Raw genomic sequence first — 15,928 nt, 5'->3', positions numbered from 1 at the left:
TCAAGGCCGTCCAGGATCTCCTGCCGGTCCGCCCGGCCGCCAAGCAGCCCGACAAGCAGCCCGAGCGGGATTCGAACGTGGTGAGCGTGGCCCGGCGCCAGCGCTAGGGCCGGGCCCGCCCCGGCGCCCGCGCGCGGCCGATCCGGCCCCGCGCCTACTCCGCCGCGGCCTTGTGCACCACCGGCACCGCCGGGGCGCCCTCCCAGCGCGAGTTCGCCGGGATCGCCTCGCCCTTCATCACGATGGTGAGCGGACGGAGCTGCGCGTAGTCGCCGACCTGCGTGTCGTACAGGACGGTCGCGAAGGCGCCGACGCTGACGCCGCGGCCGATCTCGACCCGGCCGACCTTCATCACCCGGTCCTCGTAGAGGTGGGTCTGGAGGGCCGACATCCGGTTGACGGAGGCGAAGTCGCCGATCGAGACGCAGTCGAACTCGGTGATGTCGGCCGAGAGCATGCAGACGCCCTCGCCGGTCCGGGTGCCGAGGAGGCGCAGGACCCAGGGCAGGAACGGGGTGCCCATCAGGTGCTCCAGCAGCACCTTGCCGGCCAGCCCCCAGTACATCACCGCCACCGCCTCCGTGCGCATGGCCCACCACGACCACATCGGGTGCATGCCGGGCTGGTAGGCGCCCATCAGCAGCCACTTCACGCAGATCACCACCAGCGTCTGCAGGAGGGCGATGACCACGCTCGTGGCCACGAAGCTGACGGCGAGCCCGAGCCAGTCGCCCGCCAGGATGGCCGGGTAGAACACGAAGTCGATCGACAGGATCGCGAACGTGATGAACAGCATCGGCGAGAACGACGAGGTGAAGGCCTCGAACACGCCGCGCCCGACCCGCGGTCCGACGCCGGGCTCGAAGGTCTTCTGCTGGCCGAGGTCGACACGCTGCCGGGTCGGCAGCTTGATCGGCGGCGAGCCGAACCAGGTCTCGCCCGGCGCCATGCGGTCGTTGGCCGGCGGCTTCGACTTGATGCCGATGAGGACGTCGTCCGGGATCACGGCGCCGGGCGGCACCACGGCGTCGTTGCCCACGAAGACGCGGGCACCGGTGCGCACCGGTCTCAGGGACATCACGCCGTGGCGCACCTCCTCCTCGCCGTACACGACCTCGTCGGCGATGAAGTTGCGCGGCCCGACCTCGGAGAGGTCGTAGCGCCCGGCCAGGTTGGTGGAGATCTCGGCGCCCTTGCCCATCCCGGCGCCCATCAGCCGGTACCAGGCCCGCATGTAGACGGTGGCGAAGAGGGAGGAGAGGGTCTCCAGCGTGACCTCGGCGGCGAGCGCCACCGCCCACTTGCGCAGGTACAGCCCGCTGTCGATCGGGTAGTGGCCCGCCCGCAGGCGCGGCAGCACCAGCCAGCGGATGCCGGCGATCAGCATCACGGTGCCGGCGGTCATCAGCATGGCGGTCGGCCAGGTCAGGAGCGGCAGGTAGTAGTGGTAGTCGACGTCGGTGATGTCGCCGAGCGAGTCGCTGATCTGGTCGAAGATGTAGAAGGCCGGAAAGATCGGCAGCAGGCCGACCGCCGGGATGCCGGCCAGCAGGGCGGCGTAGGTGACGAAGAAGGCGGCGCGGCGCCGGGGCGAGGAGTCCGGGACCCGGTGCGGCTCCGCGACGTCGACCTCGCCGACCTTGCGGCCCGGCGAGCCGTCCCAGGCCTCGGCGCGCCCCACCACGGTGCCGGACGGCACGGTGGTGAGGTCGGCGAGCTCGGCGTGGTCCTCGATCCGGGTCTCGTGGCCGATGACGCAGGAGGTGCCGATGGCGACGTCGTCGCCGATGGAGACCCGCCCGATGACGAGCTCGTTGCCGACCACCTCGGCGTTGGCGAGGGTGAGCCGCCCGCCCAGGGAGGCGCCGCGCCCGATGCTGACGAGGTCCGGGGCGCCGATCTCGATGTCGGAGATCAGCGCGTCCTCGCCGACCTTGGCGCCGAGCAGCCGCAGGTAGATGCGGATCATCGGGGAGCCCTGGAGCCACTTGACGTGCACCAGGGGCGTCAGGCGCTGGGTCAGCCACCAGCGGAAGTAGTAGGCGCCCCAGAGCGGGTAGCGGCCCGGGCGGGTGCGGCCGAGGATGACCCACTTCGCCCCGATGGCGATCAGCGCCGTCACGGCGTTGAGCCCGATATAGACGAGGAGCAGGACCACCATCTCGCCGAAGAAGCCGAGCTCGCCGCCGGTGATCAGCAGGTAGGTGACGAAGATGCCGAGCCACTGCGCCGTGGCGAGGGCGATCACGAAGGGCAGCACCAGGGCCTGCGCCAGGCCGCACAGGAAGCGGCGCAGCAGGGGCGGCGGCGCGAACGAGAGGTCCTGGATCGCGGACTCGGCCCCGGCCCCGCCCGTGCGCGCGATCAGCGCCTCGGCCATGGCCCGCAGGGTGCGGCCGTTGTAGACGTCCTGGAGCGTGATCGAGGCGAGCGCCGGCGCCTCGCGCACCGCCGAGACGAAGCGCGCGGCGAGGAGCGAGTGCCCGCCGAGATCGGCGAAGAAGTCGGCCTCGAACGGGATCGGCTGGTTGCCGAAGACCCGGTTGGCGGCGGCGAGGAGCGCCGCCTCGGTCTCGTCCCGCGGCGCCTCCTGCTCGCCCGACGGCGCGACCACGGCGAGTTCGGCGGCGCGCAGGGCCTTGCGGTCGACCTTGCCGGAGGCGGCCAGGATCGGCAGCGCCGCCACGGTCTCGAAATGGCCCGGGATCATGTAGGGCGGCATGGTCTCGGCGAGGCCGGCGCGCAGGGCCGCCCGTTCGATCTCGGCCCCCCGCTCGGGCACCACGAAGGCGACGAGGCGGTCGACGCCCTCGTCCTGGCGCAGCACCACGGCCGCCTGCGCGACGCCGCCCTGGGCCCGGATGCGGGCCTCGATCTCGCCGAGCTCGACCCGGAAGCCGCGGATCTTGACCTGGTCGTCGATGCGGCCGTGGAAGACGATGCGCCCCGCCGCGTCGAGCGAGACGGCGTCGCCGGAGCGGTAGAGCAGCGGGTCGGAGCCGTCCCCGCCGAAGGGGTTGGGGATGAATTTCTCCGCCGTCAGCTCCGGCCGCGCCAGGTAGCCGGCGGCGACGCCGGGGCCGCCGATCAGCAATTCGCCCTGCACCCCGGGGGCGACGAGGCTCAGCGCCTCGTCGGCGATGTAGGCGGTGTAGTTCGCGATCGGCCCGCCGATGGTGACGGGGTCGCCCGGCCGCATCTCGGCCGCGGTGGCGACCACGGTCGCCTCCGTCGGCCCGTAGGTGTTGAAGAGCTTGCGCGCGGGGGTGGCCCAGCGCGCGATCAGGGGCTCGGGCAGCGCCTCGCCGCCGAGCAGGATCAGCCGGAGGGCCGGCACGTCGCGGGTCATGAGGCCGAGCAGGGTCGGCACCGTGTCGAGCACGGTGACGCCGGCCTCGGTCAGGATCTCGGGCAGCGCCTCGGCGTCGCCCATTTGGGCCGGGCTCGCCACCAGCAGGGTGGCGCCCACGAGGTAGGGGACCCAGATCTCCTCCATGGAGAGGTCGAAGGCGACGGAGGCGCCCTGGAACACGACGTCGTCGGGCTCGAGGCCGTAGAGCGCGTTCGCGGCGCGCAGGAAGTGGCAGATGTTGCGGTGGCTGATGACGATGCCCTTGGGCACGCCGGTCGAGCCCGAGGTGTAGATCAGGTAGGCCGGGTGCGCCGGGGTCAGGCCCGCCGCGCGCAGGTCCGGCGCCGGCCGGTCGCCGGCCTGCGCCGCGAGGGCGTCCGGGGTGAGCGCCGGGGGGCCGCCGGCCGGCGCCCTGTCGCGGAGGGCCGGGGAGACCACCAGGGCCTTGGCGGCCGCGTCGGCCAGGCAGACCGCGACGCGGTCGGCCGGCGCCTCGGCGTCGAAGGGCAGCCAGGCGGCCCCCGCCTTGGTGATGCCGATCTGCGCCACGAGGAGGTCGGGCGAGCGGCCCATCCACAGCCCGACGACGTCGCCGGGCCCGATCCCGCGGGACGCGAGCCCGGCCGCGAGGGTGTCCGAGCGCCGGTCCACCTCCGCGTAGGTCATCCGGGGGCGGGACGTGGCCGCCTCGCCGCCCGCCGCATCGATCAGCGCGGGGTGCTCGGGCCGGGCCCGGGCGCTCGCCCGGAAGATCTCGGCGAGCACCTCGTCGCGCAGGAGGTCGGGCCGCACCGGTCCCCGCAGGGCGGCCGCCGGGGGCGGGGGCGGCGCCGCGGGGGCCGTCGTCGCCGGCTGGGCCTCATCGCGGTGCAGGCGGGGCGTCCCGACGGTCTGGCTCATCATTCACTCCGCTGACCCGGTCGGGCCGCTCTCCTCGGGTACCGGACGGCCGCCATGCCGGGCCGGGGCGCCGCGCTCCGGCCGGCCACGACGGGTGTAGGGGGTGGGGGGTTGAGAGACATGGGGTCGGGGGCGGGCTCGAAACAGGGACTTGGGATCGGGGCCTTGGGATCGGGGCCTTGGGATCAGGGTATTGGGACCCGTGCAACGGGACATGGAGCACGACCGGGGCCGGTTCGTGGCGGGCCGGCCCGGCCGGCGACGCGGCCCGACCCCGCCATCCTGGCGCATACCCGATGCACGAAGGCTGAACGCGCGCGGCCGCTCCGGCGTCGGGGCGGCCACGCGCCTCAGGCCCAGCGCCGTCCGGCGGCCTCGAGCACCAGGATCCGCCCCTGGAAGATCTCCATTTGCGGGGCCTCGGCGGTGCTCGCCATGCCGAGCGTCACCATGACGGCCCGGGCGACCCCGCCGTGGGCCACCATCACGACCGGCCCGTCGAGCGCCTCGAGCAGGGGCCGCACGCGATCCGCCACCATGGCGTAGCTCTCGGCGCCCTCGCCGGGCGGGCGGTAGTGCCAGCGGTCGCGGTCCCGGGCGCTCGCCCGCGCCGGGTCGCTGCGCCGCACCTCCCGCCAGGTCAGCCCCTCCCAGGCCCCGAAGCCGATCTCCTTCAGGCGCGCGTCGGTGGCGTAGGCGGCGGGATCGAGGGCGAGGGCGGCGCGCAGGCCCTCCATGGTGCGCCGGGTGCGCTCCATCGGGCTCGCCACGAACGGGAGGGAGCCCGCCCGCGGGCCGAGGAGATCGCGCAGGCGCCGCCCGGCCTCGGCCGCCTGGGCGACGCCGGTCGGGTTCAGGGGCGTGTCGCGCTGGCCCTGCAGGCGCCCCTCGGCGTTCCAGGCGGTCTCGCCGTGGCGCACGAAGTAGATCGGCGCCCGGATCACGCGGGCGCCCGCCCGGAACGGCCGCGCTCCGGCCTCGTTGTCGCTGGCACGCCCCTCGCCCCTCCCTCCTGCATCCTCCTCCCGATGTCGAAGAAGCGCCCGAAAGACAAGCCGGATTCGCCCGCGCCGCATCCGCGCCCCTCGTCCGCCGCATGGGCGGCAGCGGCCGACGGCTTCGCCGAGGCGAGCCCCGGGGCGGTGGAGACCCACGCGCCGCGCCTGCCCGCAGCCCCGCCCGGCGTGGTCGTGTGCGGCGAGGCCGCGCCCTGCGACCTCGCCGCCGTCGACCCCGACGCGCCCGGCTCCCCGGACGGCAAGGCGGAGGCGGTCGAGGCCCTGGCGCGCGAGCGCGCCCGCATCCAGGCGTTGCAGGAGCGCCTCTACGCCGAGCACCGCCAGAGCCTGCTGGTGGTGCTCCAGGCCATTGACACCGGCGGCAAGGACGGCACGATCCGCAGCGTCTTCGAGGGCGTGAACCCCCAGGGCTGCCGGGTGTGGTCGTTCAAGACGCCGACCCAGGAGGAGCTCGACCACGACTTCCTGTGGCGCTACCACCGGCACATGCCGGGCCGCGGCATGATCGGGGTGTTCAACCGCAGCCACTACGAGGACGTGCTGATCGTGCGCGTGAAGCGCCTCGTGCCCGAGAGCGTGTGGCGGCCCCGCTACGCGCTCATCAACGATTTCGAGCACCTCCTCACCCGCTCGGGCACCGCGGTGCTGAAGATCTTCCTGCACATCTCCCGGGCCGAGCAGAAGGCGCGGCTCGAGAGCCGCCTCGCCGACCCCGAGAAGCAGTGGAAGTTCGATCCCGCCGACCTCGTCGAGCGCGAGGCCTGGGACGACTACCAGGCCGCGTTCGAGGACGCCCTCAACCGCTGCTCGACGCCCCATGCCCCCTGGTACGTGGTGCCGGCGAACCGGAAGTGGTTCCGCAACCTCGCGGTCGCGCGCCTCATCGCCGACACCCTCGAGGCGATGGACCCGCGCTTTCCCGCGCCGCGGGCCGGGCTCGACGGGATCACGGTGCCGGACTGAGCGGCGCTCGCCGCCGGAGCGCCGGGCTGCGGCCCTAAGCCGCCTCGTTGCGCTTGCCGAGGCGCTTGTCGAGGTAGGTGTCCACCGTCTGGGTCAGCTCGTCGACCTTGCCGTCGAAGAAGTGGTTCGCCCCCTCGACGATCTGGTGCTCGATGATCACGCCCTTCTGGGTCTTCACCTTCTCGATCACCGGCATCACCTCCCGGGCCGGGGCGACCCGGTCCTCCGAGCCGTGCACGAACAGGCCCGAGGACGGGCAGGGCGCCAGGAAGCTGAAATCGTAGCGGTTGGCCATGGCGGCGATCGAGATGAAGCCCTCGATCTCCGGGCGGCGCATCAGGAGCTGCATGCCGATCCAGGAGCCGAACGACACGCCGGCGATCCAGCAGGCCCGGGCCTCCGGGTTCACCGCCTGGACCCAGTCGAGGGCCGCCGCCGCGTCCGAGAGCTCGCCGGCACCGTGGTCGAACGCGCCCTGGCTGCGGCCGACGCCCCGGAAGTTGAAGCGCAGCGCCGCGAAGCCGCGATTCGCGAACGTGTAGAACAAGTTGTAGACGATCTGGTTGTTCATCGTGCCGCCGAATTGCGGGTGCGGGTGCAGCACGATGGCGATCGGCGCGCCCTTCTGCTTCGGGGCCTGGTAGCGACCCTCCAGCCGACCGGCCGGACCGGCGAAGATGACCTCGGGCATGAACGATCCTCTCGAGCTTCTGGCGCGGGCTTGCGGCGGCGCGAGCGGGAGGTCGAGGCGGGCACGAGCCTTGACTCGCGAACGGTCTCCCCTACAAGCACCCTTAGAACAATTCCAGGCGACTAGAACCGTTCTAAACTGATCGGGTGAGGTCGTCTCGGGCCGCGCCGGCCCCTTGCACCGTACGGAAAGCGTGTGTCGGGGCGCGCCTTAGCACGGCACCCAGGGGGAAAGGCAAAGGAATTCAGCGCATGGAGCGCACGCGCACCTACCTGGACCACAACGCGACCTCGCCCGTGCGGCCCGAGGTGGCGGAGGCGGTGGCGCGCGCGCTTGCGGACCTGCCGGGCAACCCATCGTCGATCCACCGGGAGGGGCGCGCGGCCCGGGCCGCGATCGAGGCCGCGCGGGCGCAGGTCGCGGCCCTCGTCGGCGCGGCGCCGGCGCGGGTGGTGTTCACGAGCGGCGGCACGGAGGGCGCGAACGCGGTCCTGTCGGGTGCCCTGCGGCGCCACGGGGCGCCCGCCCCGGCGCGCCTCATGATCGGCGCGACGGAGCATCCCTGCGGCCTCACCGGCCACGGATTTTCGCCCGGCGCCGCCGAGGTGATCCCGGTCGACCGGCACGGCACGGCGCGCCTCGACTGGCTCGAGGCCCGGCTCGCGGCCCTCGCCGGCACGCCGGTGCTGGTCTCGCTCCAGGCCGCCAACAACGAGACCGGGGTGGTCCAGCCCCTGGCGCGGGTCGCCGACCTGGCGCGCCGGCACGGCGCGGCGCTGCTGCACAGCGACGCCGTGCAGGCGGCGGGGCGGATCCCGGTCGACGGCGCGGCCCCAGGCCTCGACGCGCTGACGCTGTCGGGCCACAAGCTCGGCGCTCCCAAGGGCGTCGGCGCGGTCGTGCTCGGGGAGGGCGCGACCCTGGAGGCCGCCCTCGTGCGGGGCGGCGGGCAGGAGCGCCGCCTGCGCGGCGGCACCGAGAACGTGCCGGGGATCGTCGGATTCGGCCGCGCGGCCGAGCTCGCCCGCACGGCGCTGTCCCGGGAGAGCGAGCGCCTCGGGGCCCTGCGCGACGCGGTCGCGGCCGGGATCCGCGCGCTCGCGCCGGAGGCCGTGATCTTCGGGGAGGGGGCGGAGCGCCTGCCCAACACCCTCGCGTTCGCGGTCCCGGGCCTGCGGGCCGCCACCGCGCTGATCGCCCTCGACCTCGACGGGGTCGCGGTCTCGTCGGGCGCGGCCTGCGCGTCCGGCAAGGTGGCACGCTCCCAGGTCCTGGCGGCCATGGGGGTTCCCGCCGAGGTCGCGGACGGCGCGCTGCGCGTGAGTTTGGGGTGGAACACCAGCCGGGCGGACGGGGAACGGTTCCTCGCGGCCTTCGAACGGCTGGTTTCCTCCCTATATAAGCGTCGGGAGAGGGCGGCGTGACTGCGCACCTCGCACCGGCCGTGTCATCACCTCGCGGCCCTTGAAGCCGTCAGCGGTAGGAGACCTGAATGCCTGCAGTGCAGGAGACGGTCGATCGCGTTCGCGCCATCGATGTCGATCAGTACAAGTACGGGTTCGAGACCACGATCGAGATGGAGAAGTCCGAGCGGGGCATCTCCGAGGACGTGATCCGCTTCATCTCGGCCAAGAAGGATGAGCCGGCCTGGATGCTGGAGTGGCGTCTCGATGCCTATCGCCGCTGGCAGACCATGAAGGAGCCGAACTGGGCGCGGGTGTCGTACGACCGGATCGACTACGACCAGCTCTACTACTACGCCGCGCCGAAGCGGAACGCGGCGGCGTCGCTCGACGAGATCGACCCCGAGATCCTGAAGACCTACGAGAAGCTCGGCATCCCGCTGCGCGAGGTCGAGCTCCTGGAGGGCATCGCGCCGCAGAACCGCGTCGCGGTCGACGCCGTGTTCGACTCGGTCTCCGTCGCCACCACCTTCAAGGCCGAGCTCGCCAAGGCCGGCGTCATCTTCATGCCGATCTCGGAGGCTCTGCGCGAGCATCCCGAGCTGGTGCGCAAGTACCTCGGCTCGGTCGTGCCGGTCACGGACAACTTCTTTGCCACCCTGAACTCGGCCGTGTTCTCCGACGGCTCGTTCGTCTACATCCCGCCGGGCGTCCGCTGCCCGATGGAGCTGTCGACCTACTTCCGCATCAACGAGCGCGACACCGGCCAGTTCGAGCGCACGCTGATCATCGCCGACAAGGGCTCGTACGTCTCGTACCTGGAGGGCTGCACGGCTCCCAAGCGCGACGACAACCAGCTCCACGCCGCGGTGGTCGAACTGGTGGCGCTCGACGACGCCGAGATCAAGTACTCGACGGTGCAGAACTGGTACCCGGGCGACAACGAGGGCCGCGGCGGCATCTACAACTTCGTGACCAAGCGCGGCGATTGCCGCGGCGCGAACTCGAAGATCTCGTGGACGCAGGTCGAGACCGGCTCGGCCATCACCTGGAAGTACCCGTCCTGCATCCTGCGCGGCGACAACTCGCGGGGCGAGTTCTACTCGATCGCGGTGTCGAACGGCATGCAGCAGGTCGATTCCGGCACCAAGATGATCCACCTCGGCAAGAACACGACGAGCCGGATCATCTCGAAGGGCATCTCGGCCGGCCGCTCGCAGAACACCTATCGCGGCCTGGTCTCGGCCCACAAGAAGGCCAAGGGTGCCCGCAACTTCACCAATTGCGACTCCCTGCTGATCGGTGACCAGTGCGGGGCGCACACGGTGCCCTACATCGAGTCGAAGAACGCGTCCGCGGTGTTCGAGCACGAGGCCACCACCTCGAAGATCTCCGAGGACCAGATGTTCTACTGCCAGAGCCGCGGCCTCACGGAGGAGGAGGCGACGGCGCTCATCGTCAACGGCTTCGTGCGCGACGTGCTGCAGCAATTGCCGATGGAGTTCGCCGTCGAGGCCCAGAAGCTGATCTCGATCAGCCTCGAGGGCTCGGTGGGGTGACGGCGGGCGAGCCGGGCGGCGCGGCCGCCGGCGAGCCTCCACGCGACCGGGCCCGAGGCCCGGTCCGATCGACCAGACGCGCCCCGGGCCGGACCCGCGTGGCGGCGAGCCCGGCTCGCCGCTCCGGCGGCTCTCGGGGCGCACCAGAAACCACATCTTCCGCAGGACGCGCGGATGCAAGCTGCCTCAGCCGGCAGGCCGGGCGCCCAGCCAGGACTTGAACCATGCTCGAGATCAACAACCTCGTCGTCCAGATCGAGGACAAGCGCATCCTCAACGGCCTCAGCCTCACGGTGAACGACGGCGAGGTCGCGGCCATCATGGGGCCGAACGGCTCCGGCAAGTCGACGCTCTCCTACGTCATCGCCGGCAAGGAGGATTACGAGGTCCTCGACGGCGAGATCAGGCTCGACGGCGAGAACATCCTGGAGATGGAGCCGGACGCCCGCGCCGCCGCCGGCATCTTCCTGGCCTTCCAGTACCCGCTCGAGATCCCGGGCGTCGGCACGATGACGTTCCTGAAGGCGGCGCTGAACGCGCAGCGCAAGTCCCGCGGCGAGGACGAGCTGACCACGCCGGACTTCATCCGCCGGGTGAACGCGGCCGCCGACACCCTCGAGATCAACAAGGACATGCTCAAGCGCGCCCTCAACGTCGGCTTCTCCGGCGGCGAGAAGAAGCGCATGGAGATCCTCCAGATGGCGCTGCTCCAGCCGCGCTTCTGCGTCCTCGACGAGACCGATTCCGGCCTCGACATCGACGCCCTGCGGATCGTCTCGGAGGGCGTCAACGCCCTGCGGGCGAAGAACCGCAGCTTCCTCGTCATCACGCACTACCAGCGGCTCCTCAACCACATCGTGCCCGATACCGTGCACGTGATGGCGCAGGGCCGGGTGGTGAAGTCCGGCGGCAAGGAGCTCGCCCTCGAGCTCGAGGCGTCCGGCTACGCCGAGTACCGCACCAACGAGGCCGCCTGACCATGGCCGACGTCACCCCCCTGCGCACCGCGGCCGAGACCGGCCTCTCGAAGCTGTTCGAGGTCCGGCGCCTGAAGCTCCCGGGGGCGGCCATCGCCCGCGAGGAGGCGTTCCGCTACTTCGAGGCGATGGGCCTGCCTCACCGCCGGGTCGAGGCCTTCAAGTACACCGACCTGCGCGCCGCCCTGCGCGAGGCCGCGCCGCCGGCCGAGGCCCCCGCCGACGCGGCCGCCCGGGAGGCGGTCGCGGCGGCCCGGGGCTTCGCGGGCCTCGACGCGGCGCGCATCAGCTTCGTCAACGGCCACCTCGTGGGAGGCGCCTCGGACCTCGCCGGGCTGCCGGCGGGCGTCGCGGTCGTGCCCCTGTCGGCGGCGCTGACGAATGGCGACCCGCTCCTCGCCCACCTGGCGCCCGTGGCGCAGAGCCGCGAGAACCCGATCTACCAGCTCAACGCCGCCTTCATGGCGGACGGCGCGGTGATCCGGGTCGCGGCCGGCGCCAAGGTGGAGCGGCCGCTCCACCTGCGCTTCGTCGGCACGGGCCGCGAGGCGTTCTCGACCGCGACCCGGGTGCTCGTCGTGGTGGAGGCGGGCGCCGAGGTGACGGTGCTCGAGACCCACGAGGGTCCCGACGGGGTGGCCTACCAGCCGAACGACGCCCTCGACGTCGTCGTGGCGGAGGGCGGCCGCTTCCTGCACAGCCGCCTCAACGCGGAAGGGGACGCGGCCGTCGCGCTCTCCACCGTCTCGGCGCGGCTCGGGGCCGGGGCCCACATCGAGACCGTCAACCTCGTGCTCGGGGCGGTGCTGTCGCGCCACCAGCTCTACCTGCACTTCGCGGGCGAGAACGCCACCGCGACGGTGAACGGCGCCACGATGCTGCGGGACGGGCAGCTCGCGGACTCGACCCTGCTCGCCGACCACGCCGCGGTCGGCGGGGTCAGCCGCGAGCAGTTCAAGACCGTGATCGACGGCGACGCCACCGGCGTGTTCCAGGGCAAGATCATCGTGCAGCAGCTCGCCCAGAAGACCGACGGCAAGATGAAGTCCGACTGCCTCCTCCTCACCGACGAGGGGCAGATGATGAACAAGCCGGAGCTGGAGATCTTCGCCGACGACGTGGTCTGCGGCCACGGCGCCACCTGCGGCGCGCCCGACGAGGACCTGCTGTTCTACCTGATGGCGCGCGGCCTGCCGCGGCCGGAGGCCGAGAGCCTGCTGGTCCAGGCCTTCCTCGGCGAGGCGATCGAGGCGGTGTCGCACGCGGGCGCCCGCGCGGCGCTGATCGGCGAGATCGAGGCCTGGCTCGCCCGGCGCGGCTGATGGCCCGGCCGGCCCCGACCGGGGCCTGCCGCGACCCGAGAGAGAGCGAGAGATGAACGCACCCGTCCTGCAGACCCCCTACGACGTCGCGGCGATCCGGGCGGAGTTCCCGATCCTGTCGCAGCAGGTCTACGGCAAGCCGCTGGTCTACCTCGACAACGCCGCCTCGGCGCAGAAGCCGCGCGCGGTCATCGACGCCATGTCGGGCTCGATGGAGACGGCCTACGCCAACGTGCATCGCGGCCTGCACTTCATGGCCAACGCCGCGACGGATGGGTTCGAGGGCGCGCGCGAGACGACGCGCCAGTTCCTCAACGCCCGCTCCACCGACGAGATCGTCTTCACCCGCAACGCCACCGAGGCCTACAACCTCGTGGCGACCTGCATGGGCTGGGCCGGCCTGATCGGGGAGGGGGACGAGATCATCCTGTCGATCATGGAGCACCACTCCAACATCGTGCCCTGGCACTTCCTGCGCGAGCGCCGGGGCGCCGTGATCAAGTGGGCGCCCGTGGACGACGACGGCAACTTCCTGGTCGAGGAGTTCGAGAGGCTGTTCACGCCGCGCACCCGCATGGTGGCCATCAGCCACATGTCGAACGTGCTCGGCACCGTGACGCCGGCGGCCGAGATCGTCCGCATTGCCCACGCCCACGGCGTGCCGGTGCTGCTCGACGGCGCCCAGAGCGCCGTGCACCAGCCGATCGACGTGCAGGCCCTCGACTGCGACTTCTTCGTCTTCACCGGCCACAAGGTCTACGGCCCGACCGGGATCGGCGTGCTCTACGGCAAGAAGGAGTGGCTCGAGCGGCTGCCGCCCTACCAGGGCGGCGGCGAGATGATCGAGACGGTCGCCGAGGACCGCATCACCTACAACGCGCCGCCGCACCGCTTCGAGGCGGGCACGCCGGCCATCGTCGAGGCGGTGGGCCTGGGGGCCGCCCTCGAGTTCATGATGGGGCTCGGCCGCGAGCGGATCGCCGCGCACGAGGCGGCGCTCACCGCCTACGCGCACGAGCGGCTCGGGGCCATGAACAGCGTGCGCATCATCGGCCGGGCGCGGCAGAAGGGCGCCGTCGTCTCCTTCGAGATGAAGGGGGCCCACGCCCACGACGTCGCCACGGTGATCGACCGCCAGGGCGTGGCGGTGCGGGCCGGCACCCACTGCGCCATGCCGCTGCTCACCCGCTTCGGCACCACCTCGACCTGTCGCGCCTCGTTCGGCCTGTATAACACCGAGGCCGAGATCGACGCCCTCGTCTCGGCCCTGACGCGGGCCGAGCGGATGTTCGCCTGAGGATTGCCCGAATGACCGACACCACCACCGCGAGCGGCGCGAACACCCCTCAGGTGAGCGCCTCGACCATCCCGCCCGAGGAGCTCGACCGGCTCACCGACGACATCGTGGCGGCGCTCAAGTCCGTCTACGACCCGGAGATCCCGGCCGACATCTACGAGCTCGGCCTGATCTACCGGGTCGACATCGCGGACGACCGCGCCGTGGCGATCGACATGACCCTGACGGCGCCCGGCTGCCCGGTGGCCGGCGAGATGCCCGGCTGGGTCGAGAACGCCGTCGCGGCGGTGCCGGGCGTCACCGGCTGCTCGGTCACGATGGTGTTCGATCCGCCCTGGGACCAGAGCCGGATGTCGGACGAGGCCCGCATTGCCCTCGACATGTGGTGACGCCTGCGCGCCCCGAGCCCGCCGGCCAGAGGCCCGCGAGGCCTTCGCCCGGGGACCCCGGCCAAGCGCCGCGCGGCCGCGGGTGGACCGGGGGCCGGCGGATGCTTATCTTAAGCGATGTAGGATCACCCTCAACCGCCCGGGCCTTGAACCCGGCCGTCGGAGAGCAGGTTTCATGGCACCGAGCTTCAAGGTGATGTCGCTGACCGAGGCCGCTGCGGAGCGGCTCAAGGGCATCATGGCGGACGCCGAGCGTCCCATCGCGGGCCTGCGGGTCGGCGTCAAGAACGGCGGCTGCGCCGGCATGAGCTACACGATGGAGTACGCCGAGGAGCGCCGGGCCGGGGAGGACGTGGTCGAGGATCGCGGCGTGCGGGTCTTCATCGACCCGAAGGCCCTGCTGTTCCTGCTCGGCACCGAGATGGACTTCCAGAGCACGAAGCTGTCCTCGCAGTTCGTGTTCAACAATCCGAACCAGACCTCGGCCTGCGGCTGCGGCGAATCCGTGGCCATCACGCCGGTGGACCCGGCGCGCCTCCAGGCGGCGGACGCCTGAGGCGCCGTCAGGCGACGTCGGTCAAGTCGGCGGCCGGGGCGGTGTCGTCCACCACCCGGTTGCGGCCGGCGCGCTTGGCCGTGAACATGCAGTGGTCGGCGCGCTCCAGGAGCGAGACGGCGGTGTCGCCGCGGCGGTAGGCGGCGAGGCCGATCGACACCGTGACGCGGCCGAGGGACTCGCCCGTCGAGCGCTTCACGAGCTCGCGGCCCATGACGCTGGCGCGGACCTTCTCGGCGACCGCGCGGGCCGCGACGCGGTCGCTGTCGGGCAGGATGATGCCGAACTCCTCGCCGCCGAAGCGCGCGATCGTGGTGCGCGGCTCGACCGTCTCCCGCATGGTCAGGGCGACGAGGCGCAGGACCTGGTCGCCCGTGAGGTGGCCGTAGAGGTCGTTGAAGCGCTTGAAGTGGTCGATGTCGAGCACGATCAGGCAGGCCGGCTGGCCCTGCACTGCCGCGTGGTCGACGACCTTGCGCAACATCTCCTCGAAGTGCTTGCGGTTGCCGATGCCCGTGAGCGGATCGGTGAGGGACTCGACCCGCACCGCCTCGAGCGACTCGCGCAGGCCCTCGATCTCGTTGCGGCTCTCGCGCATGCGGGCCTCGAGGGTCCGGTTGTTGGCCGAGACGTCCCGGGTCGTCACCACGAGGGAGGAGACGATCTCGCGCACCCGGGCGCGGTTCACCGCCGGCGCCGCCAGGTCCTGCGTGAAGGCCCGCAGGGAGGCGCCGTAGCGGGCCGTGGAGCCGAGGGCGGCCTCGAGCATCTCCATGATCTGGTCGATCTCGGACAGGACGTTGGCGCTCGCCCGCTCGGTCTCCGAGGCGAGCCGGCGCCCCTCGATGTAGGTCTCGTAGAGCTGATCGATGCTGCCGTCGTTCAGCGCGCCCTGTTCCGTGGTGACGCGCTTCACCGCCTCGTTGAGCAGAGGCTGAAGCCCCGCAACGTACGTGTACCAGACGGCGTAGCTGCGCGGGGATGCCGACGAGCCGTACGACTTCATCAGCTCGATCGCCCGCTGACCGAACAGAAAGCTCCGGTCTGTCTCGCTCCTCGACAGATCGCTCATCCGGCTTCTCCCTGCCCGGCGCGCCGCGAAGTGGCGCCGGCCCACCCGCTCCTGGGTAAGCAGCCGGGGTGGAAAAGCCGTTAAGACTGCGCGGCCGGCCCGGGCCGGCCGCGAGAGATTTCGCTCTACTCGCCGTCCTTGCGCTTCTTGAGCACGACGGGGCGCAGCAGGAAGGCCGGGACGTGCGTGCCGAGTCCGACCTCGGCGTCCGGCACGGCGTCGTCCTCGCGCTGGCGCGACCGGCCGCGATCCTCGCGCCGGGGGGAGGGGACACGCTCGTCGGCCCGGTGCTCGCGGCGGGGGGCGGGCGGGCGCTCGTCGGCCCGGTGCTCGCGCACCCGCGGCGTCTCCGGGGCCCGGCGGGCCGCCGGGGCCGGCACCGGGACGGGAGCCGCCGGCTCCTCGCTGCGCACGCCCCGGCGGCTGCG

At 72.2% G+C, this 15,928-nt stretch carries 12 protein-coding genes and 1 pseudogene; 8 read left to right on the top strand and 5 right to left on the bottom strand.

All coding sequences use genetic code 11. From position 1 onward, the window contains the following. Positions 1 to 154: 154 nt before the first annotated feature. Together DT057_RS29685 and DT057_RS29680 are read right to left on the bottom strand one after the other, a co-directional pair. Complete coding sequence (locus DT057_RS29685; protein WP_128565664.1) at positions 155 to 4,252, bottom strand: Pls/PosA family non-ribosomal peptide synthetase; 4,098 nt, start codon at positions 4,250 to 4,252, stop codon at positions 155 to 157. A 350-nt stretch (positions 4,253 to 4,602) separates the two neighbouring features. Beyond that, positions 4,603 to 5,196, bottom strand: a complete 594-nt coding sequence (locus tag DT057_RS29680; protein ID WP_128565663.1) for a histidine phosphatase family protein — start codon at positions 5,194 to 5,196, stop codon at positions 4,603 to 4,605. An 84-nt stretch (positions 5,197 to 5,280) separates the two neighbouring features. Here DT057_RS29680 and DT057_RS29675 point away from each other — a divergent pair, with 84 nt between their 5' ends. Beyond that, entirely contained in the window at positions 5,281 to 6,234 is a 954-nt protein-coding gene (locus DT057_RS29675; protein ID WP_128565662.1) for a polyphosphate kinase 2 family protein, read from the top strand. A gap of 34 nt (positions 6,235 to 6,268) precedes the next feature. Here DT057_RS29675 and DT057_RS29670 read toward each other — a convergent pair whose 3' ends face one another. Further along, the gene (locus DT057_RS29670) at positions 6,269 to 6,925 is read right to left on the bottom strand and encodes an alpha/beta hydrolase (RefSeq protein ID WP_128565661.1); all 657 of its coding nucleotides are present in this window, start codon (positions 6,923 to 6,925) and stop codon (positions 6,269 to 6,271) included. A 251-nt stretch (positions 6,926 to 7,176) separates the two neighbouring features. Between DT057_RS29670 and DT057_RS29665 the strand changes: the two genes are divergently transcribed. From DT057_RS29665 to DT057_RS29635, 7 genes are all read left to right on the top strand, one after another. After that, positions 7,177 to 8,349, top strand: coding sequence for a cysteine desulfurase family protein (locus DT057_RS29665; RefSeq protein WP_128565660.1), 1,173 nt, complete (start codon positions 7,177 to 7,179; stop codon positions 8,347 to 8,349). Between the two features lie 68 nt (positions 8,350 to 8,417). Beyond that, positions 8,418 to 9,887 carry a Fe-S cluster assembly protein SufB gene (sufB, locus tag DT057_RS29660; protein WP_128565659.1) on the top strand — a complete coding sequence of 490 codons (1,470 nt, stop codon included), beginning with the start codon at positions 8,418 to 8,420 and terminating at the stop codon, positions 9,885 to 9,887. Between the two features lie 224 nt (positions 9,888 to 10,111). Beyond that, the gene (gene sufC, locus DT057_RS29655) at positions 10,112 to 10,864 is read left to right on the top strand and encodes a Fe-S cluster assembly ATPase SufC (protein ID WP_128565658.1); all 753 of its coding nucleotides are present in this window, start codon (positions 10,112 to 10,114) and stop codon (positions 10,862 to 10,864) included. 2 nt (positions 10,865 to 10,866) lie between these two features. After that, positions 10,867 to 12,186: a SufB/SufD family protein gene (locus DT057_RS29650; protein ID WP_128565657.1), complete on the top strand. Its 1,320-nt coding sequence runs from the start codon at positions 10,867 to 10,869 to the stop codon at positions 12,184 to 12,186. Between the two features lie 52 nt (positions 12,187 to 12,238). After that, positions 12,239 to 13,483 (top strand): cysteine desulfurase, encoded by a 1,245-nt coding sequence (locus tag DT057_RS29645; RefSeq protein ID WP_128565656.1) that lies wholly within the window; start codon positions 12,239 to 12,241, stop codon positions 13,481 to 13,483. A gap of 11 nt (positions 13,484 to 13,494) precedes the next feature. Next, positions 13,495 to 13,872, top strand: a complete 378-nt coding sequence (locus DT057_RS29640) for an SUF system Fe-S cluster assembly protein (RefSeq protein ID WP_128565655.1) — start codon at positions 13,495 to 13,497, stop codon at positions 13,870 to 13,872. Between the two features lie 175 nt (positions 13,873 to 14,047). Further along, complete coding sequence (locus DT057_RS29635; protein WP_128565654.1) at positions 14,048 to 14,428, top strand: HesB/IscA family protein; 381 nt, start codon at positions 14,048 to 14,050, stop codon at positions 14,426 to 14,428. 7 nt (positions 14,429 to 14,435) lie between these two features. On the opposite strand, the gene DT057_RS29630 is transcribed toward DT057_RS29635, so the two are convergent. Further along, the gene (locus DT057_RS29630) at positions 14,436 to 15,500 is read right to left on the bottom strand and encodes a GGDEF domain-containing protein (RefSeq protein WP_128565653.1); all 1,065 of its coding nucleotides are present in this window, start codon (positions 15,498 to 15,500) and stop codon (positions 14,436 to 14,438) included. Between the two features lie 125 nt (positions 15,501 to 15,625). Further along, positions 15,626 to 15,928, bottom strand: a pseudogene (locus DT057_RS29625) (DEAD/DEAH box helicase); the annotation flags it as partial.

The sequence above is a fragment of the Methylobacterium crusticola genome (assembly GCF_003574465.1).
GTDB classification, from domain to species: domain Bacteria; phylum Pseudomonadota; class Alphaproteobacteria; order Rhizobiales; family Beijerinckiaceae; genus Methylobacterium; species Methylobacterium crusticola.
Note: the sequence above shows the minus strand (reverse complement) of the source record. Positions and strands in the feature narration are given on the sequence as shown.

Excerpts from the sequence above, each read along its gene's own strand:
- DT057_RS29685 (WP_128565664.1), bottom strand. The coding sequence starts at position 4,252 with ATGAGCCAGACCGTCGGGACGCCCCGCCTGCACCGCGATGAGGCCCAG.
- DT057_RS29675 (WP_128565662.1), top strand. The coding sequence starts at position 5,281 with ATGTCGAAGAAGCGCCCGAAAGACAAGCCGGATTCGCCCGCGCCGCAT.
- DT057_RS29670 (WP_128565661.1), bottom strand. The coding sequence starts at position 6,925 with ATGCCCGAGGTCATCTTCGCCGGTCCGGCCGGTCGGCTGGAGGGTCGC.
- DT057_RS29665 (WP_128565660.1), top strand. The coding sequence starts at position 7,177 with ATGGAGCGCACGCGCACCTACCTGGACCACAACGCGACCTCGCCCGTG.
- sufB (WP_128565659.1), top strand. The coding sequence starts at position 8,418 with ATGCCTGCAGTGCAGGAGACGGTCGATCGCGTTCGCGCCATCGATGTC.
- sufC (WP_128565658.1), top strand. The coding sequence starts at position 10,112 with ATGCTCGAGATCAACAACCTCGTCGTCCAGATCGAGGACAAGCGCATC.
- DT057_RS29650 (WP_128565657.1), top strand. The coding sequence starts at position 10,867 with ATGGCCGACGTCACCCCCCTGCGCACCGCGGCCGAGACCGGCCTCTCG.
- DT057_RS29645 (WP_128565656.1), top strand. The coding sequence starts at position 12,239 with ATGAACGCACCCGTCCTGCAGACCCCCTACGACGTCGCGGCGATCCGG.
- DT057_RS29640 (WP_128565655.1), top strand. The coding sequence starts at position 13,495 with ATGACCGACACCACCACCGCGAGCGGCGCGAACACCCCTCAGGTGAGC.
- DT057_RS29635 (WP_128565654.1), top strand. The coding sequence starts at position 14,048 with ATGGCACCGAGCTTCAAGGTGATGTCGCTGACCGAGGCCGCTGCGGAG.
- DT057_RS29630 (WP_128565653.1), bottom strand. The coding sequence starts at position 15,500 with ATGAGCGATCTGTCGAGGAGCGAGACAGACCGGAGCTTTCTGTTCGGT.